Annotated in this window: 22 protein-coding genes and 1 tRNA gene; 1 reads left to right on the top strand and 22 read right to left on the bottom strand. The window is 40.0% G+C overall.

Annotated features, from left to right (window positions below; all coding sequences use genetic code 11):
- Positions 1–106: 106 nt before the first annotated feature.
- The 12 genes from ACXJIN_RS00995 to ACXJIN_RS00940 form a co-directional block, all read right to left on the bottom strand.
- Complete coding sequence (locus tag ACXJIN_RS00995) at positions 107–772, bottom strand: hypothetical protein (RefSeq protein ID WP_456398763.1); 666 nt, start codon at positions 770–772, stop codon at positions 107–109.
- Between the two features lie 4 nt (positions 773–776).
- Positions 777–2,102, bottom strand: a complete 1,326-nt coding sequence (locus ACXJIN_RS00990; RefSeq protein ID WP_456398761.1) for a flagellin N-terminal helical domain-containing protein — start codon at positions 2,100–2,102, stop codon at positions 777–779.
- A 7-nt stretch (positions 2,103–2,109) separates the two neighbouring features.
- Complete coding sequence (flgK, locus tag ACXJIN_RS00985; RefSeq protein WP_456398759.1) at positions 2,110–3,993, bottom strand: flagellar hook-associated protein FlgK; 1,884 nt, start codon at positions 3,991–3,993, stop codon at positions 2,110–2,112.
- Entirely contained in the window at positions 3,994–4,455 is a 462-nt protein-coding gene (locus tag ACXJIN_RS00980) for a flagellar protein FlgN (protein WP_456398757.1), read from the bottom strand.
- Complete coding sequence (locus tag ACXJIN_RS00975) at positions 4,455–4,739, bottom strand: flagellar biosynthesis anti-sigma factor FlgM (RefSeq protein WP_456398755.1); 285 nt, start codon at positions 4,737–4,739, stop codon at positions 4,455–4,457. The genes ACXJIN_RS00980 and ACXJIN_RS00975 overlap by 1 nt, the downstream gene beginning before the upstream one ends.
- 142 nt (positions 4,740–4,881) lie before the next feature.
- On the bottom strand, positions 4,882–6,177 hold the full coding sequence (locus tag ACXJIN_RS00970) for an ArsB/NhaD family transporter (RefSeq protein WP_456398754.1): 1,296 nt from the start codon (positions 6,175–6,177) through the stop codon (positions 4,882–4,884).
- Between the two features lie 21 nt (positions 6,178–6,198).
- Complete coding sequence (trmB, locus tag ACXJIN_RS00965; RefSeq protein ID WP_456398752.1) at positions 6,199–7,155, bottom strand: tRNA (guanine(46)-N(7))-methyltransferase TrmB; 957 nt, start codon at positions 7,153–7,155, stop codon at positions 6,199–6,201.
- Complete coding sequence (locus ACXJIN_RS00960) at positions 7,106–9,058, bottom strand: ABC transporter ATP-binding protein (RefSeq protein WP_456398751.1); 1,953 nt, start codon at positions 9,056–9,058, stop codon at positions 7,106–7,108. The genes trmB and ACXJIN_RS00960 overlap by 50 nt, the downstream gene beginning before the upstream one ends.
- Positions 9,055–10,395, bottom strand: a complete 1,341-nt coding sequence (gene dnaA, locus ACXJIN_RS00955; protein ID WP_456398750.1) for a chromosomal replication initiator protein DnaA — start codon at positions 10,393–10,395, stop codon at positions 9,055–9,057. The genes ACXJIN_RS00960 and dnaA overlap by 4 nt, the downstream gene beginning before the upstream one ends.
- Positions 10,396–10,481: 86 nt before the next feature.
- Complete coding sequence (locus tag ACXJIN_RS00950; protein WP_456398748.1) at positions 10,482–12,200, bottom strand: ABC transporter ATP-binding protein; 1,719 nt, start codon at positions 12,198–12,200, stop codon at positions 10,482–10,484.
- Positions 12,197–12,673, bottom strand: coding sequence for a metallophosphoesterase (locus ACXJIN_RS00945; protein WP_456398746.1), 477 nt, complete (start codon positions 12,671–12,673; stop codon positions 12,197–12,199). The genes ACXJIN_RS00950 and ACXJIN_RS00945 overlap by 4 nt, the downstream gene beginning before the upstream one ends.
- Before the next feature lie 10 nt (positions 12,674–12,683).
- The gene (locus ACXJIN_RS00940) at positions 12,684–13,352 is read right to left on the bottom strand and encodes a YggS family pyridoxal phosphate-dependent enzyme (protein WP_456398830.1); all 669 of its coding nucleotides are present in this window, start codon (positions 13,350–13,352) and stop codon (positions 12,684–12,686) included.
- 1,106 nt (positions 13,353–14,458) lie between these two features.
- On the opposite strand from ACXJIN_RS00940, the gene panD reads away from it, so the two are divergent.
- Positions 14,459–14,809, top strand: a complete 351-nt coding sequence (gene panD, locus ACXJIN_RS00935) for an aspartate 1-decarboxylase (RefSeq protein ID WP_456398744.1) — start codon at positions 14,459–14,461, stop codon at positions 14,807–14,809.
- Here panD and ACXJIN_RS00930 read toward each other — a convergent pair.
- The 10 genes from ACXJIN_RS00930 to ACXJIN_RS00885 all read right to left on the bottom strand — a co-directional run.
- Positions 14,793–15,683 carry a DMT family transporter gene (locus tag ACXJIN_RS00930; protein WP_456398742.1) on the bottom strand — a complete coding sequence of 297 codons (891 nt, stop codon included), beginning with the start codon at positions 15,681–15,683 and terminating at the stop codon, positions 14,793–14,795. The genes panD and ACXJIN_RS00930 overlap by 17 nt on opposite strands.
- Before the next feature lies 1 nt (position 15,684).
- Complete coding sequence (locus tag ACXJIN_RS00925) at positions 15,685–16,848, bottom strand: 2-oxoacid:acceptor oxidoreductase subunit alpha (protein ID WP_456398740.1); 1,164 nt, start codon at positions 16,846–16,848, stop codon at positions 15,685–15,687.
- The gene (locus ACXJIN_RS00920) at positions 16,845–17,063 is read right to left on the bottom strand and encodes an ATP-binding protein (protein WP_456398738.1); all 219 of its coding nucleotides are present in this window, start codon (positions 17,061–17,063) and stop codon (positions 16,845–16,847) included. Before ACXJIN_RS00920 ends, ACXJIN_RS00925 begins: the two co-directional genes overlap by 4 nt.
- Before the next feature lie 21 nt (positions 17,064–17,084).
- Positions 17,085–18,239: a sodium ion-translocating decarboxylase subunit beta gene (locus ACXJIN_RS00915; protein WP_456398736.1), complete on the bottom strand. Its 1,155-nt coding sequence runs from the start codon at positions 18,237–18,239 to the stop codon at positions 17,085–17,087.
- Positions 18,240–18,344: 105 nt separating this feature from the next.
- Positions 18,345–21,002: a pyruvate, phosphate dikinase gene (gene ppdK / locus ACXJIN_RS00910; RefSeq protein ID WP_456398735.1), complete on the bottom strand. Its 2,658-nt coding sequence runs from the start codon at positions 21,000–21,002 to the stop codon at positions 18,345–18,347.
- A gap of 42 nt (positions 21,003–21,044) precedes the next feature.
- Positions 21,045–21,407 carry a 50S ribosomal protein L20 gene (gene rplT, locus ACXJIN_RS00905; RefSeq protein ID WP_456398733.1) on the bottom strand — a complete coding sequence of 121 codons (363 nt, stop codon included), beginning with the start codon at positions 21,405–21,407 and terminating at the stop codon, positions 21,045–21,047.
- A gap of 19 nt (positions 21,408–21,426) precedes the next feature.
- Positions 21,427–21,624: a 50S ribosomal protein L35 gene (rpmI, locus tag ACXJIN_RS00900; RefSeq protein ID WP_456398732.1), complete on the bottom strand. Its 198-nt coding sequence runs from the start codon at positions 21,622–21,624 to the stop codon at positions 21,427–21,429.
- Positions 21,621–22,163 (bottom strand): translation initiation factor IF-3, encoded by a 543-nt coding sequence (gene infC / locus ACXJIN_RS00895; protein ID WP_456398731.1) that lies wholly within the window; start codon positions 22,161–22,163, stop codon positions 21,621–21,623. Before infC ends, rpmI begins: the two co-directional genes overlap by 4 nt.
- A gap of 135 nt (positions 22,164–22,298) precedes the next feature.
- Positions 22,299–22,374: transfer RNA gene (locus tag ACXJIN_RS00890), tRNA-Lys, on the bottom strand.
- 180 nt (positions 22,375–22,554) lie between these two features.
- Positions 22,555–23,694 (bottom strand): PEGA domain-containing protein (locus ACXJIN_RS00885; protein ID WP_456398729.1); only part of this gene is annotated, 1,140 nt, incomplete at its 5' end.

Genomic DNA, 23,694 nt, shown 5'->3' with positions numbered 1-23,694 from the left:
TTCAAAGGGTTAAAAAAGCTCATCCAGCAAGCAACTTTACCCTTTCGTTGAGTTCTTAAATTAACGCACGTTGAGAGTTAAAAAATTCGAAAGATTCATAGCGAATTCAGAAATTCTCCTGAAGCTCTTTTAAATCCGTGGAAAGAGATATCCCAAACTCAAAGATTGGCGATTTGAAAATAAAGGCATCTGAAAAATAGAAAGTACCGTTGGCCAACAAGGAAAGTCTAAAACCCTTTTGAAGCAAAAAAGAATACGCCGTTCCCATCATTACAGCGTTAACTTCTTCACCATTGGAATTGGGAGGTGAAAGGAAGAAAATACCCTTTGACAGGTTTTTTGCAATGCTTGAAAAAAACCTCGAGTAAGAAAAAGAAGCTTTTAAATTTTCTTCATGTATAGCCATCTCAGCCCAAATGTAATTTCTTCCAACTTCACTTATCTTTTGTGTACACAGAGGATACGAAATCTTTCCTATTTTTGTCTTTGCGCCGAGCGATAAAGAAAAAAAAGCATTTTTCCAAACCTTTAAGCCCATCTTCATGTAAAAAACGGGAGTTGATTCTCTGAACATAAGCTGAGCGTAATAATTTTCGCCAATTCTTAAAGAGGAATAGGGGTAACCAACATTTAAAGTGAGAATGGAGGAATTCACATTAACAGAAGTTTCAAAGTTAGAAAGATAAAAAGTTATTCCCGCCGCAAATGAACTCGCCGCAGCAAACAGCAAGAAAAGCGATAAAAGAAGTGAAAAACGTGTTTTTACCTTCATAGTATTACCTCAAAAAATCTGCAAGAGTGGGCAAAAGGGCCTTTGCACTTGATTCTAACGCAGCTTTGTAAACATTCTCTTGCATCGAAAGATCTGAAATCACCTTCACCATATCGGCATCCTGCGTTTTGGAAAGCAATTGCGTGATGTACGAGTTGAAATTTGCGTTTTCGTTTATCAGTTGGGAAATTATTTGCTCCCTCGAACCTATATCCGCTGTCACTTTCTCGAGCGAATTTTCATAGCTTTCCAGGTCTTTAAGGTCTTCTCCTCGCACTTCCTCAACGTTGTTATCATCTAGATCTTTTATTATCTTGTCCAACAATCCTTCTCTTATTTGGGCACTCTTGGTATTTTTAGACAAAGTCGTTACACTGCTTCCAGACGCTTGATTAAGAGTTACATTTGAAGAAGTGATAACGGCTTCATTTTCTCCCGATTCTCCTGACAAATCTACACTCCCACCAACTATGGTTAACGATGCCCCAGCGGAAAGTATTTTAGAACCGCTCCCCGAAGTGATCACCTTACCATTTATGACTACGGAAGTTGCTCCTGAATAGCTCACAGTTACGCTCGCCCCACTTGCGTTCCCGACCACCAAATTTATGGTGCCACCACTTTCATGAATCTTTCCCCCGCTTGATAGATCTATTTTCATGGCACCATTCAAAGTTATGGCACTATTTGTAGTCACGTTAAAAGTGCTCAAAGTGGTCCCGCCGGCGGTGGTATAAGACAACAAACTGTTTGAAACGCTTCCGTTGTAGTGAAAGAGATCTGGCAAAGTCAAATTCGTCCTCACTATAGAAGTTCCAACTTTTAGATAGTTGGCATTTGAAGTTACAGAATTGCTAACGTAATAATAAGTTTCATTTGTTCCGGACCCAGAAGCAACTATGGGAACACTTGCCTTCGAACCACTGTAAAGGTACGAATCTCCAACCTTCGTATTTCCAACTTCTACTATGAATTCCCTTATTCTCTTTATCTCATCTGCTATAGCCTTTCTATCCGCTGGAGTGTTTGTATCGTTAGACGCTTGAACTACTAAAGCGTGGACCCTTTGAATAGAAGATGTTATTTGGCTAAGCATCGAATCGTATCCTTTCAAATTTCCCTCAACCTGTTCAAGTGAGTTTTTGTAAGCGTCTAACTGCCTTAAAGATGAATCGTAAGTTGACGCGAGAAAAGCCCCGCTTGGATCTTGCGATGGAAATTCAAATTTCTTCCCAGTTGCCGCTTGATGGTGCAAATTTGCCAATCTTTTTAGTATGTTATCAACATCGTTTATAAGCATGTTTTTCATCATACTCTGGCTAACTCTCATCTTCTCATCACCTGACCATATTAACCAACGTTTGAATCATTGAATTAACCGTTGAAATAACCCTTGCAGATGCCGTGTAAGCGTTCTGATACAACAGCATTTGAGACATCTCATCGTTTATAGATACGCTTGAAACTTCTTGGCGATCGTGCTCTATTTGATTGACAAGCGAGGAGGTATTGTTGTACATTGCCGATGCGTTTTGACCTTCAATTCCCATTTGACTCACGAAATTTCCAAAAAAACCGTCCATTGAGGTAACGTTGTCGTAATCATAAGTTTTTAAATCCACTATCAGCTGCATGCCTCCTGAACCTTGTTCACCCGTTGGAGAAACCGTTCCCACGGCAGACGAAGACAAAAATTGTGGTGAAAAATCCGTAGCCACTCTGCTCGGATCGGAAAGTAAAGAAGAATTCACACTCATGTGCAAAACGGGATTATTAAAAGAAACGCTCAAAGCTTGAGTTTCATCGGCAACTTCGGCGTAATGTTTTAAATCTACAGAATAATCACTTTTCAACGTAAATCCAAGAGACTTCAGCAAGGCTTTCGCACCATCACTTACAGCTTTTATCTCTACTGGATTTTCGTTTCCATTTGCCTGTCTTAACAGATCGTAGTTATCACCTTTAGTTGCCCTAACAACCAAATTTCCACGTGGAGCGAGAGAAAATTCCACGCCAACTTTTGCGGCGTTAACTTTAGATATCAAATCATCCAGAGAATCGTCTGCACTTACCTTTATCACCGCGCCATTCACGTTTAGAGTAACATCCCCGGATATTCCGGCAAAGAGTTCTGAAAGCTTCTTTTTCGGATCGTAAACAATTCCATCTGGAGGATTAGCAGACTCTATTCTGTAAAGTGCGTTGGTCTGCCCTGGAACGCTTTCAAAGTTAAAAAGAGACTGTCCATGATTTCCGTTCTGATCGTACGATTGATTTAAAATCGTATTCACCTTGTCACCCAAATTGAGCATAAAACCATTCAAAACACTTTCGTAATTCGATACAACTTTGTCTCTCAAATGAAATAGCGCGCCTATCTTCCCTTCAGTTGGAATAAGGGGAATATTGTTAACGGATAAAAAAGATTTGTTGGGCTTCCCATTTATGCGTTGGAACTTAAGCGGTACGTACTTTTGACCTGAAAGCACGTTTATTCCATTTATCGTTATCGCTATTTCACCATCTTTGTACGTGACCATCTTGAAATTCGTTTCCTTTGATAGCTTGTCTAAAAGCAAATCCCGTTTGTCGAGCAAATCGTTTGGTTTATTTCCCAAAACCGATGATTCCCTGATCTTAACATTCAAATCCGCAATATTTTTGAGAATGGAATTAACGTTTTCCGCCTCAGCTTCAAGTTGATGGGTGTAATTGCCTTTCATGGCTTCAAGCGATTTGTAAACGCTTTGAACCTTTTCCAACAAAGCTTTCGCAGACTGAACAAACTCCGCCTTTGCTCCCACGCTCGAAGGGGTGGTGGCAACTTGTTGAGCGGCTTTCCAAAATTCATCGTATTGACTTCTTAAGCCGGTACTTCCAGGCATACCAACAAGTTGCTCTATGTACTGAAATTGAGTATTAACCTCATCCCAAAAGCCAAGCTTCGAGTTTGCCTGCCTGTATTGTAAATCTAAAAAGGAATCACGTATTCTCTGAACGTCTTTTACCTTTGAACCAGTTCCAAAGGAAATGGGCATATTAGTTTGGGTGAGTGTTTGCATTGGAAGAGGTGGCATGGTCGTTATTACGGCGCGCTGACGCGAAAAACCCGGCGTGTTGGCATTCGCAATGTTGTGCGCAACAACAGACATTGCCATCTGTTGGGTGTACATTCCAAGTACACCCGTGTTTAAACTCATGAACAAACCAGCTTCCGGCATTTAAGCCCTCCTGTTGAAAACCGTTCCGCTCTTCCCTTTTTCGTACTTATCGTAAGTTATCCTTTTTCCTCTAATTGCATCCATTAAAACGTCAAATTCCTCAAGCCTGTAAGCTATCATTTGCTGGATACCAAGATTCAAAAGGCTCACTTCGTTGAGCAATTCGGTCAGCCTCGCTGCCATAAGAGTTAGATCGTGACGCAGGGGCTCACCAATGTGTGCCAATAGTTCTGATATGGTAGGTTCCACATTGTATTCTTTTGCTATTTGCTTGGTAACATCTAACCTTTCACTTTCCATTTTGTTTAAAGCATCCACAGTCTTCTTTTCTTTTTCCAAAATACTTTTCAACGAGACTGTATCATTTTTTTCAATGGCCTCTCTCTTATCTTTTAAAACCCCTATCAATTCTGTAACCTTTTCTTTTTCCTCTTCCATCATCTTCATCAATTTTTTTTCCATCATAGCTTCCCACCCATCGCGTCGATCATCCTTCTTGCCAGCTTTTCCGTATCAACGCTATATTTGCCCGAAAGGACCAACTCTTTGATCTCCATAACGCGCTTTTGCCTATCCCCTTCACTTTTCATGGAATACTTCAAAGCCTCCATGAACGATTCAAAATCGACGCCTTTTCCACGCGTGTGTGTGAAAACCTCTCCGTTGTATTTTTCTGCTTTGGAAGAGTGTTTTCCTTTGTTGTTTTCAATAGGTTGTGGAGCAGATGGCACACCATCTATTCGCATCTCATGTCACCTCCATTTTTCTTCCATAAAGATAATCGGCACTATCGAGCTTTTCTTTACCTTTTGTCTTTTGCAAAAAACAAAACGGCCTTAAAAAAGCCGTTAGTCATTTGCGATATCTCTTTAATGTTCATGCACGACATCAAAGCACATACCTTGCGATCAAATAAGCGCTTGCCGTTGCCCCAGATAGCACAACAGCCGGAAGTGCGTATTTAAAGTAAGAACTGAATTCCAGTCTTCCCCTTTCGAGTTTCTGAGTCATTCCGGCAACAACCATATTCGCCGCGGCTCCGACTATCGTTAAGTTTCCTCCAAGGCATTGTCCCATAACCAAAGCCCACCATACTAAAGAATTAGAGCCAAATATCTTTTCAAAACCATGGATTATGGGAATCATTATCATAACCGTTGGAACCGCGCTTAAAATCGATGCCATAACCAAAGCAAGCCAGAAAACAACCATCGTCAGAACAAAATTGTTGGGAATGAGTATGGATAAAGTACTGGATATCATATCAGCTATTCCCGTTTGTTCTAAAGCGTACACCAATGCAAACATTCCAATGAAGAAAAAGATCGTGGGCCAATCTATCCTCGCATAAACTTTTTCCATGGTCTTTGAATCGGCATCTATTAAAAGGAGAAGCACAGCAGCGGCAACAATGGCAACCGTTGAAGGTGAAATGTTCCAAGATTGTGGAAGAACAAAACCCACTATCGCGCCTAAGAACGTTAAACTTGATTTAATGGCAAGCTTTTTATTGGTAATTGCCGAAAATGGATCCATATTTTCGCGTTTTTCTCTTTCAGGCATTTTGAAGTAATTCTTTTCCTTTCTAAGCCACAGGAAAAGTACCACCACCATGGCAATAATCACGCCTGGCGTAGCATTGATGGCGAAGTCAATAAAGGAAAAGTGGTTGGCAAAACCGACGATCATGTTTGGAGGATCCCCTATTAGGGTCATGCCACCACCAAAGTTCGCAGAAAAAATTATCATCATCAAAAAGGGGAATGGGTCCTTATCCAGAGATTCCGTAATGGCTAAAATAACCGGGACAAACACCATAACTGTTGAAACGTTGTTCAAAAATGCGGAAGAAAGCGCCACGGTGAAAGCCGTTAAAATGTAAAGCAATTTGAGGTTTCCTTTACTTATTTTCAGCACCAAAACGGCCAAAAATTGAAATACCCCAGCGTCACCCATAAACGGAATAATGACCATCAACCCAAGTAAAAGCGCTATCGTATCAAAATCGACAAACTCTCCGACATGATTTATGGCCAGCTTTGGAACCATGCCGGTAACGGAATTCACTCCTATGATCAAAGCACCGGCAACAAAAGAAACGCCAGCTTTATCCATTTTTCCAGTTATTATGAAATAATACGCAAAGATGAAAAGTGCCACCGTTACGAGTTGCATGGCAAGCATTTTATTTACACTCCATCTTTATCAGTTTTTTAAGGCGTTAGCAACGTATTCTATGCTCCTTTTCACAGCAGGAGTTTTGAAAACTTTTGCAACGTCATCGAGGCGAACCAACCAGCCATCTCTTCTGCGTTTCACGGTTATGTAGTACAGTTGCGGAAATTTACCATCAACTCCGATCACTCTCAAGACGTACTCATCTCTTCCCTTAAAAAAGCCTTTGAATTCAACAAACAATTCGTTTTCATGAAAACTCATGACAGAGAGCGTTTCAAGTTTCTTACTTACCGCTTCTTCAGAAATTGCTTTGATGTGAGCGTGAGGCAACTCTTGTCCCTCCAGTATCCTATTTATTTCAAAATTTTTTGGACGAGAAATTATAGACCAGCTTTTTCTGCCTAGCCTTTCCCATTTTCTTCCGTACTTGGTGGCTTTTATCGGTTTTAATGTATGGGTAACATGATCTATTTCCAGCTCTTTTAAGTTATTAACAGTCCATTTAAAATAAAAAGCGTCGTCTGTAACCGCTACGAATCTTCCAGAATCTTTTAAAATGGAAGAAACAACCTTCAAAAAATCTTTCTCAAAAAGCCTCTTTCCCTCTTGAGACTTCTTTGGCCATGGAATTGGGTAAAAGGCAAGGAACAGATCAACACTCTTATCACCAAAAAGCTCTCTTGCCAGAAACTTTGCATCTCCCCTTACAAATTTCACATTTTCAACCTTCATATCGTAAGCCCTTTTTACAGCCTTTTCGCAAGATATTTCGGAGTTTTCTATTCCTATGAAAAGATCTTTTTTTCTGGCCTTTGCCATTCTTGTGATCAATTCTCCGTTACCGAATCCTACTTCTACCACGATTTTTCTGTTTATGGAATACGAACTATCAAAGAATGGAGTTTTCAAAGTGTAAGGATCCAAAATATATTTTTCAAACGCTTTCGATATTCTCAAAGTTCTGGAGACGGTAGAGTTTTGCATAAACTCCTCCTAATTTAAGTAATTCGCTGTGACTTCCTTCTTCAACTATCTTTCCATCGTGAATAACTATTATTCTACTGACGTCTCTTATTGTGGAAAGTCGATGGGCTATTATCAATGTTGTTCTTGACGTGGTGAGCTTTTTTATCGCTCTTTGAATCATTGCTTCCGTTTCAACATCTATATTGGCAGTGGCCTCATCCATTATAACAACTTTAGGATCTCTTACAAAGGCCCGAATGATTGAAATCAATTGGCGTTGACCTGTGGACAAATTTGTTCCTCCTTCCCTAACCTTCGTTTCAATTCCATCGGGAAGAGAACTGATGAATTTTTCTAATTCCAAATCCTTTACAGCTTTTAACACCTTTTCTCTGCTTATACTTTTATCCCAGAGCGTTATGTTGTCCTCAACGCTTCCTGAAAAAAGCATCACTTCTTGAAGAACTATGTTCACTTTCTTTCTAAGCTCTTCAAATGGGCACTCTTTTACTTCTACTCCTCCAATCTTAACGCTTCCACGTTTGTACTCATACAAACCCGTTAGGATGGATGAAATGGTCGATTTACCGGCTCCCGTATGTCCAACGATAGCCACTTTTTCCCCATCTTTCATTTTGAAAGAAATGTCTTTCAAAATCCAATCATCGTCGTTGTAAGAAAACCAAAGATCTTTAACTTCTATATCCCCACTTTTAATAACAAAAGAAGTTCTTGGATTCTGAGGAAGAGGCCTATTCAGCAATCCCTTTATTCTTTCAACAGATGTCATAGATGACTGAAGATTTGAGAAATTTTCTGCCATGTCGTTTATAGGATGAAATAGCATTCCAATGTAACTTACAAACGCGAAAAGCGTCCCTATTTCCAGGTTTCCAGCGATTATGGATTTGGCCCCAAACCATATTAAAAGCGTTATGGCAAAGTACCTCGTAAAATCTATTGTTGGTCTAAAGATGGCGTAAATGAAAACCATTTTCATAGATGAATGGTAATAATCGTTGTTGATAACGTAAAATTCTCTGGACTTCTCTTTTTCTTTGTTGAAAAGAAACGTTACTATCATACCGTTTAAATGTTCTGCAAGAAAAGCGTTTAACGCTGCCAGCTTTGCCCTCATGATTCTGTAAGCTTTTCTAGAGAAAAACCTGAAAACGTAAATTATAAAAGCCACAAATCCGAAGACTGGCAGCAGTATCAAAAACAATCGTGGATTCATCATAAACATCACGTAAAGAATGCCGGCTATCAATACCGCATCTTTGAACGTGGAAGCGATTATCTTTGAGAACATATCGTTAAGATTTTGAACGTCGTTGGTAACTCTCGTAACAAGACGTCCACTTATATTCGAATCAAAGAATTTCATTGGCTGTCTGAGCACGTGCGAAAATAAAGTGTTTCTTACATCATTAACGGTTCTTATGGCAACAAGCTGTGATGTCCACTCCTGAAGATAAGTTATGATAAAGATGAAAAGATATATCAAAAACACTTCAAACGCTATAATGCTCACTTCGTAAATTCTCATTCTATCAAAAGAAGAAACGTTAACTTTATATCTAAGATTTTTCCCTACAATGTACATTTGGCCTTTCTCTTTTTCGATTTTGTACTGACCATTTTTCTTTGGCACGAAGTAATTATTCCCACATTTTACTGCGTAAGGGTTTGGATGCGAAATCATCATGTAGGTTGTAGGATGAAGATAAAAATTTATGGCATTTTTCATCAAAAAAGGCGGTATTAAAGAAAGAAGACTCACGGAAACCATCAATATTATGGACAGGGTTAACATCTTCCAATACGGTCTTATGTACTTAAAAGCCCATCGAAAAAGATCTATATTCTCAAAAAACGAAACTGTGTACTCTTCTCTTTCTCTTTGATTTGATGCATTCATCCTGCCGACTCACCGCTTTGCTTGTGTAACAATTTCTGAAGGATGAATATCTTTTCTCTGACCTTTGGATTTCCCTTTCTAAGGGATTCTTCAACCTTTTTACACGAGTAAACGACTGAAGAGTGATCTCTTCCAAACCATGCACCTATGTCGGAAAAAGTTTTATGAAGGTATTTTCTCGCGAAATACATACCAACTTGTCTGGCACGCGAAAGATTAGCGGTTCTTATCTTCGCGTCTAATTCAGCCGGCAATACGTCAAAAACGCTGGAAAGCATTTGGAAAAAAGCTTCTTTTTCAGAAACACTTTCCTTCATAGTGGGAACATTTCCAACTATGTCCCTTACCGCTTTCATGACGGTTTTTTCACTTACTCCCTCTTTCATGCTTTTAAAGGCAAGCTTCGTTACTATACCTTTAATTGTTCTGACGTTGTTAGAGGATAAAGCTATTTCCCTTGCCATTTCATTACTTAAAAGAATTCCGTTTCTCTGCGCAAAAGTTCTCGCTATCTGCATGGATGTTTCAACGTCCGGATCGTAAACTTTTACCACCAAGCCCATTTGAAATCTTGAAACAAGCCTCGGTTGAAACTCCGAAAGTTGGGTAGGAGTTCTGTCGCTACACAGCACTATCTGCTTTGAATGATCTAGAAGATGGTTTAAAGTGTGAAAAAGTTCAGACTGAATACCATTCTTTCCCATTAAAAATTGTATGTCATCTATCATCAAAACGTCTATCTTTTCCCTGAAGTTCTTTCTAAATTCTTGCGTTGAATTGTTCCTTATTGCCATGATAAGATCGTTCATAAATTTTTCGGCCGTTACATACATCACTCTCACGTCGGGAGAGTTTTGCAAAAGATAATTACCCATGGCATGCAAAAGATGCGTCTTTCCAAGCCCCACTCCACCGTAAATGAAAAAGGGATTCATCTTTCCGGGTGTCTTCGTCACTTCCAAAGTTCCGTCGTAAGCTTCCTCGTTAAAAGGACCAACAACGAAGTTCTCAAAGGTGTACTCCTTGTTGAATTCACTGTATACAACTGGCCTTTTTCTTATAAGCCTTTCAACCTTTTTTTCTCTTTTTGGTTCTTCGTTTACCAGTTCGTCTTCTATTACATAAGGAATATCTCTTCCAAAAACCTCTTTTATTGTTTCTTTGAATTGCTTATGGTACTTTTGATTCAGCCAGTCTTTTATGAATATGTTTCCAACGGAAAAAGTGATCAGCGTCTCAGAAATATCTTTCACGCTGAAGGTTCCAAACCACATCTCCCACGACTTTTTTGAAAGTTTTGACTTCAGAATCTCTATTATCTCTTCAGATTTTTCCATTTTTATATGTCCTTTTTAAGAAGAGTTGTGAAGCGAATATTATAATACCAAAAAATTCTTCTTCAAATGAAAAAATAAGATGAATTTTAGGCACCAATTTCCCTTTCAAGCTGCTGAATCATGAACAGCTCGTAGTACAACCCCTTTTTTCGCATGAGTTCTTCATGTTTTCCGCTTTCAACTATATGTCCTTCGTCCATAACGAAAATGAGGTCGCTGTTCTTTATAGATGCCAAATTGTGTGTAACAACAACTACTGTGGAATTTTTTAAAGATTTTGACAGATCTGTCAGTATTTTTGAGGCGGTTTCTGAATCAACAGCGGAAAGAACGTCATCCAATACTATCATTTCGGCTCCTTTGAATACACCTCGTGAAAGAGCCAAGCGTTGACGTTGCCCACCCGACAAGGTGACACCACGTTCCCCTACCACTGTTTCGTACGATTTATCGAACTTAACAACTTCTTCATGAAAATGAGCCGTCTTTGAAGCTTCCTCAACATCATGATAAGAAAATTCTTCAAATCCAAATGCTATGTTCTTCGAAACGGTGCTGCTGAAGAGAAAAGAATCTTGAGGAACCAACAACACTTTTTCTCTTAAGGATTTTTCATTCAAATCCACAATGTCAACATTGTTGTAAAAAATGTGTCCTCTTTCCACTTCGTACAGCTTAAGTAAAACCTTTACCAACGTAGATTTTCCACATCCCGTTCTCCCAACTATCGCAACTTTTTGCCCTTTTTTTATATTCAAATTGACATCGTCAAGAACTTTTATGCCATTACCATACGAAAAAGAAAGCGAATTGACTTTGAGCTCTTCAAACGAATTTGGAAAAAACTTTTCTCCATCTTCTTTTTCTTTTTCTTTCATCAAATCGTTTAATCTTTCGAAAGATGCTCGTCCCCTTTGAAGCACGTTAACAACGTATCCCAAAGCTATAAAGGGCCAAACAAGCATACCAAGATATGCTATAAAAGCAACGAAATCTCCCAAGCTTACAGTACCTGCTATGACCATCCTTCCACCGTAAAAAAGGGCTATTGCAGAAGTCACAGCCGCTAGAAAATCTATTAGCGGATCGAAAACGGCGGATATCTTCAACAAAGAAATGTTGTTGTTGACAAAACCGTCGCATTCTTTTGAGAACAATTCTTCAAAATTCTTTTCTACACCATATGATTTTATTGTTTTAACATTGGAAAAACTTTCCTGTGCGCGCTCGCTTATGGAAGAAAAAGACTTTTGAACCTTCTTAAATCTTGAATGAATTTTTCCACCAAAAGACCACGAGGCCAATGCCACAAAAGGAAGTGGGATTAAAGAGATCAAAACCAACCTGTAATCAACACTTGTAAGCATCCCTAAAAAAACAAAGATCGTCATTGCCACAGAATCAGTGGTCATCACGACGCCTTGACTCAATGAAGCCCTTACGGCCATGATGTCGTTGCTGAAGTAGGCCATCAAATCTCCTACCCCTTTTTTCTCAAAAAAGGCGATGGGAAGCCTTAGAAATTTATCGAAAAGCTCCTGATGAGCGAATCTCTCAAACTTTCTCGCCCCACCTATTATCAACAATCTCCAAACTAATCTTCCCCCCATAACGCCACCCGCTATTGCAAGAATGCTCATAGCATAAATAAAAATGAGATGAACGTTTATGGGAGAAATGGTCAAAAGATTAACGGTTTTTCCGATGAACTTCGGCACCAATATTTGAAGGTAATCTATGAAAACCAAGAACGCCATGCCAATGGCATATCTTATCCAATTTTTCTTAAGAAAACGCCATATCAAAGTTCTATCACTTCGTACTTTCCATTTTCAGCATTTAAAAGAACGCATGTCGATTTTCCGCTTAGATATCCACAGAGCTCGCCGGGATTTACAACAAGAGTTTTTCCAACTTTCTCGATGGAAAGTTCGTGGGTGTGCCCAAAGAAAACGTAATCGTAAATTTGAGAAGATTTGGCCGCTTCCAACGCAAATGGCTGATGCATCATAAAGATCTTCTTACCTTCAAACTCCACTTCGGCGGGGCTTCTTCTTATCTTGTTTGCCGCCTTTTCTTGAAGAAATAAAAGATCTCCATCGTTGTTCCCAAAAACGCCAAAGAATTCGTAATTCCCCTTCAACAAATGTGAAAAGACAAAAGGAGAGTTGAAATCCCCCATATGGAAAACCGCACTCACGTTGTTCTTTATCGCCACCTCCACGGCTTTATCTATCTTTTCAAGATTATCATGAGAATCGGATATAAGAAGCCACATCTTCAACCCCTCACTTTTTGTATATTCTTTCTCCAAAGATCTTTGTGCCTATTCTTACCACGTTAGCGCCTTCTTCTATCGCAATTTTGTACGAATTGGACATTCCCATTGACAAAAATTTCATGCTTACATTTGGTATTTGCGCCTCTTTTATCTCATCAAAAATTTCCTTTGTCAATTTGAAATATGGGCGCGCCTCTTCCGGTTCCCCCGTTCGCGGTCCCATCGTCATGAGCCCCAAAACCCTAACATTTTTCAAAGTGGAAATGCGAGTTACGACTTCTTTCACATCTTCCGGCATGACACCAGATTTTTGTGGCTCTCTTCCACTGTTCACTTCGATAAGAATGGGCATTATCCTACCTATTTTCGCACATCTTTTATCAACCTCTTCAGCCATTTCAAAGGAATTTATGGTCTCTATCATGTCAAAAATACGAATTATCTTGTTTATTTTGTTCTTTTGCATGCTTCCTATAAAATGCCATTCCGCTTTTTCTTTGACAAGCGGAAAAACATTTTGAGCTTCTTGAACGTAATTTTCTCCTATTATCTTCACACCTGCCCTTATGGCTTCTTCTATCTCTTCAGCCGTCCTTGTCTTTGCGGCAGCCACCAAGTGAACATACTCTGGTATTTCCGATAGAATTTCCTTGACATTATGCGTTATATTAGACATTCTTATCACCTCTCTCACATTTTCATTTTCCACTTTCATTTTTGAAATCACAAAGTGAAGAAAATCAAAAAACAGGAAAAGTTTTAAGAAATTCTCTTTCGTTCCAAACCTTGATGAAATTCCGTGCTCAATGGCATGTCTGTTCAGATCATGATTCAAATCGTCGTACTCCGCAAACTTAACCCACCTGTAAAAAGGAACTTTGTCTTCTCCGCTAACCATGTTCATGATCATCCTCATAACGGCTTCAACCGTGACGAATTTTCTATTTTGAAACTTTATCATCTCTTCCATCTCACCTTCCATCGGGTTGGTGTGAGACAAAAAATCCCACACAACTCCTTCGGTTTGTGGAAGAAGGGCGTATATTGCGAGTTCCAATTCTTTTCTCTCATAGGCGTTTATTATCGATCTTATTATCTTTTTTCTCCTGGAAAAATATTTCACATCAAACCACTTTTTGCTCATTTCAACCAATTTCTCTGAAGAAGAATACATTTTTCTGACCTTTTCGTAAATGCTCCTGGAACTGATATTAGAAGATCTGAAACGCATCTTTGAAATCACATCTGGTGAAAAAAACCACCCCAGCTTCGCCGAATTTTGAATTATTTTGATACGTTTTTCCCCATCGATCAGATCTTTGTATTCCTTTACAGCCATCTTCAATTTCTCACTGAAATTTTCCCTCCACTTTTCCACCGCATTTTGCCACATTCTCTCGCTTTCAGCGGCTCTTTTCACCCTCAACGCATTTCTGAAAGAATTGTAAAAAGGTTTTCCCTCTTTTGGTGAATAACTCTCAAAAAAACCGTTGGCTTTCGCCAGAGAAAAAGATAACTCTCTAAGATATTTTTCTTTTACATTTTCAAGTTTTTCTTTGGTTAGATAAACGGAAAGAAGTTCTACCAAACGAAAGAAAAATGCCTTTGCCTTTTTTTCCTCGTTGGCTTTGTTGTAAGAAACACTATCTATATTTAGGTCTATCGTAAACTCTCCCAAATTCGTTTTCCATACACTCAGCAGCATTCATTCATCCCTCAATGTTGATTATACACCACCGAAAGTGCTAAAATTGACGTGAAAAGTAAAAAAAGAGGTGAATTATGAAAAGATTTTTTCTTCACGCGAAAATTCACAGAGCAAGAATAACAAATAAGAGTCTTGAATACGAGGGTTCCATAACCATAGACGAAACGCTTATGAAAGCTGTTGGCATAGAAGAAGGAGAATTGGTTCAAGTTGTCAACATAGAAAATGGCAAAAGATTTGAAACTTACGTTATAAAAGGTCCGGCCGATTCCGGAGCGATCGAATTGAATGGCGCAGCTGCAAGAATGGGAGAACTTGGAGATAGAGTCATAATAATGGCTTACGGCCTCTTCGATGAAAATGAAGAACACAAAGCAAAAACCGTGGTTGTAGATGCGAAAAACAGGATCAATCGGATACTGTAAGGTCTTCTCTTCTCGCTAATCTTTCTCCGCGAATAACCCCAAACATTATAAGTGCCCCTCCGATGTAAACGATAAAAGGAGGGGAATTTTTAAGCATCAAAGAATCCGCAGCGACGGAAACAACAGGTATTAAATACAAAAGATTGTTTGTCGTGCGCGAACCTAACGTTTTTATACCGTGATTCCACGTAACGTATCCCAATCCTGAGCATAAAATCCCCAAAAACAAAAGCCACAAAAGAATATCAGGTCGAAAAGCATACGACAAATGTGGTTTAACGATCAAGTATTCTATTGTGGAAAACGGAATGAGAAAGATGAATCCCCACTTGGTCATGGCAAGGGTTGAAAGAAGGTTATCGGCCCTTTCAAGCTTATTTACGTAAAGCGTGTACATTCCCCATGAAAAAGCCGCGATGAGGATAAAAGCATCACCCACCATGCCGTAACTGAAAGTTAAACCGTGAGAAAAAACTATGAGTGCGACGCCCACAAGAGAAACAAACGACAAGAGGTATAACCTAAATGAACTCGCTTTTTTTCGTTGCACATCTTGAATTATTATGGTAAATATTGGCACGGAGCTTATGATCAAAGAAGCTTGTGAAGGAGTGGTGAACTTGACTCCCATATTTTCGAAGATGAAATACATGGTTACTCCCCAAAAACCGGCAAGAATGGCGTTTTTTCTTTCTTCTTTTGAGAGTTTTGTCTTTTTAGATGAAGTTTGAACAACTATTTTCAACACTAACAGAGAAATTAGAAATCTGAATGTTGCCAAAGTTATAGGAGGGATCTCCTTCACGACAACTTTTGTTGCCACGAAGGAAATCCCCCAGAAAAATATCGTTATCAACGCCAAAAAAAGCGCCAAATCAGTCCTCGCTTTCTCCCAACAGGTTGGTTAAAGCATTAACTATATCAAATGGAGAGATCAATTGACCATCTTCTCTTAACACCGTTTGCATCGGTACTTGACGCTTGTTTATTCTACTCACTTCATGTGAGAATTGTCCCATGTTCATCTCTGCAACCACAACACCGGAAACATTGTTTAATATCTTTTTTAACGGAACTGAAGGGAATGGCCAGATAGTTATAGGTTTGAATAAGCCCACCTTTATCCCATTTGCCCTGGCAAGTTTCATGGCCCTGTAAGCGCTTCTTGCGGTTATACCGTAAGCAATTATGACGTACTCAGCGTCTTCCATCATATATGTATCGTAGATGAGAATGTCATCAAGATGAAGTTTTATCTTGTTTATGAAATGTTTCATAAGTTGAGACGCAATTTCTGACTCTCCGACGGGAAAACCACTTTCATCGTGGAACAATCCAGAAACGTGAAATCTCGATTTTCCCATGGAAACAAGGGGCTGAATGTCATCGTACAATTCCGAATCCTCTAAAAAAGGCTGATAGACCGTTTCGTTTTTCAGCTCATTCGTTTGAATTCTTTCAACAATATCGAATTCCATAGGAGACGGAAGGTAAAAACTTTCTCGCATATGTCCCAACGTTTCATCCATCAAAAATACAACGGGAGTCCTGTAAAGTTCAGCGAAGTTGAAAGCCGTCACTATGTATCTGTAAACTTCTTCAACACTTGAGGGATACAAGGCGATAACCGCATGATCCCCATGTGTTCCCCATCTTGCCTGCATTATGTCACCCTGCGCTGGTTTCGTTGGAAGACCTGTGCTTGGACTTCCACGCTGAACGTCAACGAAAACCGTCGGAGTTTCCGTCATAGAAGCGTACCCAAAAGCCTCTTGCATAAGACTGAACCCCGGTCCGCTCGTTGCGGTCATCGATTTGACACCTGCCAAAGAAGCGCCTATTATGGCTGCAGCGCTTCCAAGTTCGTCTTCCATTTGAATGAAAGTACCTCCAACTTTTGGGAGCTCTCTTGACATAACCTCAGCTATGTCTGTCGCAGGAGTTATGGGATATCCTGCGAAGAACCTGCATCCAGCCACCAAAGCTCCCATTGCACACGCTTCATCGCCTTGCATTATCACGAATCTTTTCTCATTCATTTCTTTTCCACCACTTTTCTTTGCGTAACTTCTATGGCAAAATCCGGACACAAATTAACACATTGCATACATCCAATGCACTTATCCATATCGGATATCTTTGGAGCCTGCAATTCACCTTCTATTATTGTGTGTGTTGGACACACCCAGTAACATATTCCGCACGATTTGCATGAATCGTAGTCTATATCCACGCTAAAGAGTTTTTTCGCCATAAGCGCACCTCCTCCTCGTCTCTATTTTAACATTGAAAGGAACACTCCTGCAACCAAAGCTGAGCCAATGACACCGGCAACATTTGGCCCCATCGCCTGCATCAAAATGAAATTATGAGGGTCTTCCTTCTGAGCCACTTGCTGCGCTACCCTAGCGGCATCTGGTACGGCCGAAACACCGGCTGCTCCTATAAGGGGATTTATCTTGTTTTTCAAGAAAAGATTCAAGAATTTCACAAATAAAACCCCACCAGATAGCGAAGCCGCAAATGCTATTATTCCAAGCAGTAGCACTTTAAGGGTGCCGGGAGTCAAAAAAGTTCCAGCCTTCGTCGTACCACCAACTGAAAGCATCAACAATATTTCAACTATGTCGAGCAAAGCATGACCAGCAGTATCGGCAAGTCTTTTTGTGAGCGGGATTTCATTTAAAAGGTTACCAAGCATCAAAAAACCTATCAAAGGCAACGCTTTAGGAACCAACGTACCCGCGATTATTGTGGTGGCTATTGGAAATATAATTCTTTCTTTTTTTGAAACCACCCTCGCCTGTTTCATCCTTATTCGTCTTTCCTTTTTCGTCGTGAATAGTCTTTGAATAGGTGGCTCTATAAATGGAATAAGGGCAATGTAGGTATAGGCCGCGACTGCAACTGTTCCCAAGATATCAGGTGCAAGACGCGATGTTAAAAATATCGAAGTAGGACCATCTGCCCCACCGATAATTCCTATTGAAGCTGCTTGAAATATGTTAAAACCCATCATCTTCGCCACTATAAATGCGGTCATAATGCCTATTTGTGCCGCACCACCTATTAAGAACAATATTGGTCTGGCCAGAACAAAGGAAAAATCGGTTATGGCTCCTATTCCAAGAAATATCAAAGGAGGATAAACACCAGTGTACATTCCCTGCTGAATGTACCACATAACACCACCAGATATATGAACCCCATTTACAACAGTGGGAGGTGCGAAAAGTCCAGATGAAATAGCCGGAATATTAGAGACGATCATTCCAAAAGCCAGGGGTATAAGCAGCAAGGGCTCAGCGTGGTATTTGTACGACGCGTATATCATGAAAATGGCTATTCCTATCATAACCAGATTTCCAACCGTAAAAGTGTACAGCGCGCTTGTTGAAAAAACCGTTTGAAGTGAGGCCAAAATGTTCATAAGATCATCATCACCTCTTCGAATTATTTAAAAAAATAACTTGTTTTTTTCATGAAAAATGGCACACGTCAAAGTGTGCGTGTGCCATTTCATTTAATGAAGTTATTATCCATTTTTAGATTCGACAACCGCTTGAGCCGCTGCCAATCTCGCTATAGGAACTCTGTAAGGAGAACAGCTCACGTAATTCAAGCCTATTTCGTTCACTATCTTTATTGAAGCCGGATCCCCGCCGTGTTCACCACAAATACCCAGCTTGAGTTCTGGCTTAACACTTCTTCCTTTTTCCTTGGCCATTCTCACGAGTTCTCCAACCCCATCTTTGTCCAATGTTTTAAATGGATCCACTTTCAAGATTCCCTTATCAAGATAATCTTTAAGGAATTTACCGCTGTCATCTCTACTGAATCCAAACGTCATCTGCGTAAGATCGTTGGTTCCAAATGAGAAGAAATCAGCTTCAGTTGCAATCTGATCTGCTGTAACAGCTGCGCGAGGGACTTCTATCATCGTTCCAACGAGATACTTGAGATCCACTCCGCTTTCTTTGATAAGTGCATCCGCGGTTTCCACTATAACGTTTTTAACGTATTTCAATTCGTTGACATGTCCAACAAGTGGAACCATTATCTCGGGAATAACTTCGATATTCTCTTCTTTCTTCAATTCAATGGCAGCCAGGATAATGGCTTTTGTTTGCATGACCGCTATCTCAGGATAGGTAATCGCCAAGCGGCATCCTCTATGTCCCATCATTGGGTTGAATTCTTGAAGAGATTCAACTATTTCCTTAACCCTTTCAAAGCTTATTCCCAAGTCTTTGGCAAGTTTTCTCTGCGCTTCTTCCTCTTTTGGAAGGAACTCGTGGAGAGGTGGATCTATAAGCCTTATGGTAACTGGTAATCCTTTCATTTCCCTGAAAAGGCCTTTGAAATCTTCTTTCTGCATTGGAAGAAGTTTGTCAAGTGCCTTTTCTCTCTGTTCCTTTGTTTCAGAAGCGATCATTTCACGCACAACAGGGATCTTTTCATTATCGAAGAACATGTGTTCCGTTCTGCACAATCCAATTCCCTCTGCTCCGAAAGCCCTCGCAACTTTGGCATCCCTTGGAATGTCCGCATTGGTTCTTACACCCAATTTTCTTATCTCATCAGCCCATTCGAGAATGGTGGCGAGATTTCCTTCGAGTCCTTGTGGTTTTATGGCCTTTATATTTCCAAGGAAAACTTCTCCGGTTGAACCATCAATGGAGATCCAATCTCCTTCCTTAACGGTTATATCACCAACATGGAATTCCTTTTTCCCTTCATCAACTTCTATGGCCTCACATCCGACAACGGCGCACTTGCCCATTCCCCTCGCGACAACCGCTGCGTGTGAAGTTCTTCCGCCTCTTGCGGTAAGGATTCCCTGAGCGGCAACCATTCCGGCAACATCTTCAGGAGAAGTTTCTGGTCTAACCAACACAACAGGTTCCTTTTCACCGAGCTCTTCAGCCAATTTGGCAGAGAAAACTACCTTTCCAGAAGCCGCACCTGGAGAAGCGGGTAAGCCCTTGGCTATCAGTCTCTTTTCCTCAATCGCTTTCTTCTTTTCATCAGGAACAAACATCGGATGGAGAAGCTGATCAACGTGGTCTGGTGTTACCCTCATGATGGCTTCTTCTTTGGTTATGAGTCCTTCGTTTACCATATCTACGGCCACTCTGACAGCTGCCATTGCCGTTCTCTTGGCAGATCTTGTTTGGAGCATGTAAAGCTTTCCTCTTTCAACGGTGAACTCAACGTCTTGCATATCCCTGTAATGTTTTTCGAGGATATCGAATATTCTAAACAATTCGTTGTACGCTTCTTCTGAGACTTTCTTCAAACCTTCCAAGCTCTCAGGCGTTCTTATACCAGCAACAACGTCTTCACCTTGTGCGTTTCTCAAGAATTCTCCGTATCTTCTCTTTTCGCCAGTAGAAGGATCTCTTGTAAACGCAACACCAGTTCCACTCGTGTCACCCATATTACCAAATACCATCGAAACGACGCTTACAGCCGTTCCGAGAAGGGCATCTTCTGGAATGTGGTTGAGTCTTCTGTAGTCAACTGCCCTTTTGTTCATCCATGAACCAAAAACGGCATCTATGGCTATCCACAGCTGTTTCATAGGATCCTGAGGAAATTCTTTTCCTTCCCTCTTGTAAAGTTCCTTGTAACGTTCAACTAACTCTTTGAGATCTTCTACGGTCATTTCGGTATCCAACTCTATGCCGCGTTTTTCTTTTATCGCTTCTATTTCTTGTTCGAATTTCCTATGTTCTATTCCAAGTGCGACATCCCCAAACATCTGAATAAAACGCCTGTAAGCGTCATAGGCGAATCTTTCATTGTTCGTTAATTTTGCCAACCCCAGCACGCTTTGATCGTTCAAACCGAGATTCAAAATCGTATCCATCATACCGGGCATCGATATGGCTGCACCGGAGCGAACAGAAACGAGCAATGGATTGTTAACATCCCCAAACTTCTTTCCACTCACCTTTTCCAATCTTTTCAGATGTTCCTCTACTTCATCTTTCAATCCATCCGGATAAGTCTTATCATGTTTGTAATAATAATCACACACTTCTGCACTTATCGTGAATCCAGGTGGAACGGATATACCCAAATTCGTCATTTCAGCCAAATTCGCACCTTTCCCACCTAATATGTCTTTCATTTTTGCATTTCCTTCAGCTTTTCCTTCTCCGAAAAAGTATACGTACTTCTTTGCCATTTTTACACCTCCTACTTCAATGCGTTTCAAAAACAATACCGCTCATTTCTGAGCGGATAAATGTTCTTTTGCGATTTCAACGTACGAATTGAACATATCCGGATCCGATACCGCCATTTCTGAGAGCATCTTCCTGTTTATGGTTACGCCCGCGAGATTCAATCCGTGTATAAGATCACTGTATTTCAATCCGGCATTTCTGGCAGCAATGTTTATCCTTGTGATCCACAAGCTTCTCATATCCCTTTTCTTAACTTTTCTTCCTTCGTAAGCGTAAATGCCTGCTCTCGTTGTGGATTCTTTTGCCAGTCTGTACAATCTTCCTCTCGCGCCACGATATCCTTTCGCGGCTTTGAGAACTTTGTTATGCTTTTTTCTCTTAATCGTACCTCTCTTAATTCTCATGACAAGATCACATCCTTCGTTAAATTCCTAAAGCTCTTCTAATTCTCTTTTTATCAGCCGGTTGAAGTTCAGAACCGATGTCTAATCTTCTTTTACGCGACCCGCTTTTATGATAATTCTTATGGCTTCTATTGGCAGATGCGTGTAATATCTTTCCATTTTTTGTCACTCTAAAGCGTTTTGCCACGCTTTTGTTGGTTTTAACCTTATTTTTCATTTTTTCTCCTCCTCCTTGGCGGAAACTTTCTTAGGTCTTAATCCCATCCTCATGTCCCTACCTTCAAGAACAGGTGGTGAATCCACTTCAGCTATTTCCTGGAGATCTTTCGCTATTCTATCTAAAATTTCTCTTCCTTTATCCGTAAAGGCCATTTCCCTACCTCTGAACATGATCGTGATCCTCACCTTATTTCCACTTTGCAAAAACCTTTTAACATGTGATAACTTGGTCTGATAATCATGTTCATCGATCTTCGGCCTGAACTTCATTTGTTTTAAAACATTTCCACTTGCTTTGTTGTTTTTTTGTTTTTTGCTCTGTTCGTACATGTACCTGCCAAAATCCATTATCTTACAAACTGGAGGTTTTGAATTTGGCGATACCAACACAAGATCCAAGCCATATTCGTTTGCCTTTTTGAGGGCTTCTTCTCTTGAAACTATTCCAAACTGATTGCCCTCGGGCCCAATCAGCCTTACCGTGGAACTCTTAATTTCTTCGTTTTTTAAAGGCCCTGTTTTTTTTATGTTTATCACTCTCCCTTTACAAAAAAAATTGGATGGCGCAGCCACCCTTTTTCTTCACTTGAAGAAAATCATCTTCACTTTTACTTATACACTTACCTCTTCCCCGTAGGTGGAGGTGAGAAGCGGTGGCTTCTGCTTTTTCGCTGGTGGGCCATGCAGGGTTCGAACCTGCGGCCTACTGATTAAGAGTCAGTTGCTCTACCAGCTGAGCTAATGGCCCTATACAGACGTTATTATTCTACAACAAAACTCATATCATGTCAAGCCTTATCATGTACATCTTCAGAGCATTTCAAAAAAATTCTCTTCATAATGCTTACAAAAATGTCTTCCTTCACTTCATATAAAATTTGTAACAATCAAACAAAAGCATCAATTTAATATCTTCGCATAAGCACTTCTAAAATTCAGATGTAAAGCCTACATATCCAACATACAGAGTACCACAGCAAAACAGATTACTAAGGCTTATAGTTACATCTGGACCGATTCTGAGATTCCCAATCTTAAACATTGTCCAATAAATGTGAAAAGCCACATCAGGTCCGCTTTCCCAAAGGGCAAGTCCTCCAGAAATCCCTCTATTATCGTTTCCATATCCTATTCCGGCGTATATTCCCATACAATCATACCATGTACCCCATGGATTCTTGTAATGATCGTCTCCGACAGAATACTCTACAAAAGTGTTTTTGCTTAAGAAATGCCTATATCCAAGACCAATGTGCAATGATACATCACCTATATCTGTCATATCTACAAAGAGTTGTGGATAATATCCTCCAGTAATCCAAAAAGCGTTTTTCTTGAAACTCTGAGTTTTTTCTTTCAAAGAAGAAAGACTCTTTTTCTGTAAAAGAATTTCTATGTTCGCTATTTGAGGAACACTTATCTCTTTTTCATAATCTTCATATTCATCCTTTTTAGCGCTTATTTTACACGTGCCTACAGGTACCCTTATCGAAAGAGTGCTTTCATTTCCAATGTATTTCCTATCCACGTATACATACGCATTCAAGGGATTGTCTATCTCCAAAGAGTACATCTTCAATTTCTTTAACGTGTATGTGAAGCTTTCCGTGATTCCTTTTTTTAATTTAACCAAGATGTCGAATTCTTTGTATCCATACTTTTCTACTTTTATTTCATACTCTTTATTCACTGGACCTTCTAATGTGTACGGCGCTTGTCCCACGTCTTTCCCATTTACGTATATTTCCGCTCCCATCGGCGTTGTCAATATGTTCGCTTTTCCAGTCGCAACTTCCGCGTCTACTTCTACTTTTACAAGCTCGTTTTCGTAGTCTATTTCTATTTCTTTTTTCCACGTGTTTATTTTGTCACTGTCTATTTTTATTTCATGTTTTCCTAATGGTAATTGTATGTACGTTCCAGCCAATGTGAGTTTCCCATATGTTTTGCCGTCTATGTATATTTCCGCCCCTATTGCCAAATCGTTTCCTTGTATGGCTATTATTCCAGTTTCGTTTTTATTCTCTTTTTCTTTGTTTTCACTTCCATTGTTTGTCCGCGTGCTATT

This window comes from Mesoaciditoga sp. (assembly GCF_054006115.1).
The sequence above is the reverse complement of the archived record's forward strand: the minus strand, read 5'-3'. Positions and strand labels throughout refer to the sequence as shown.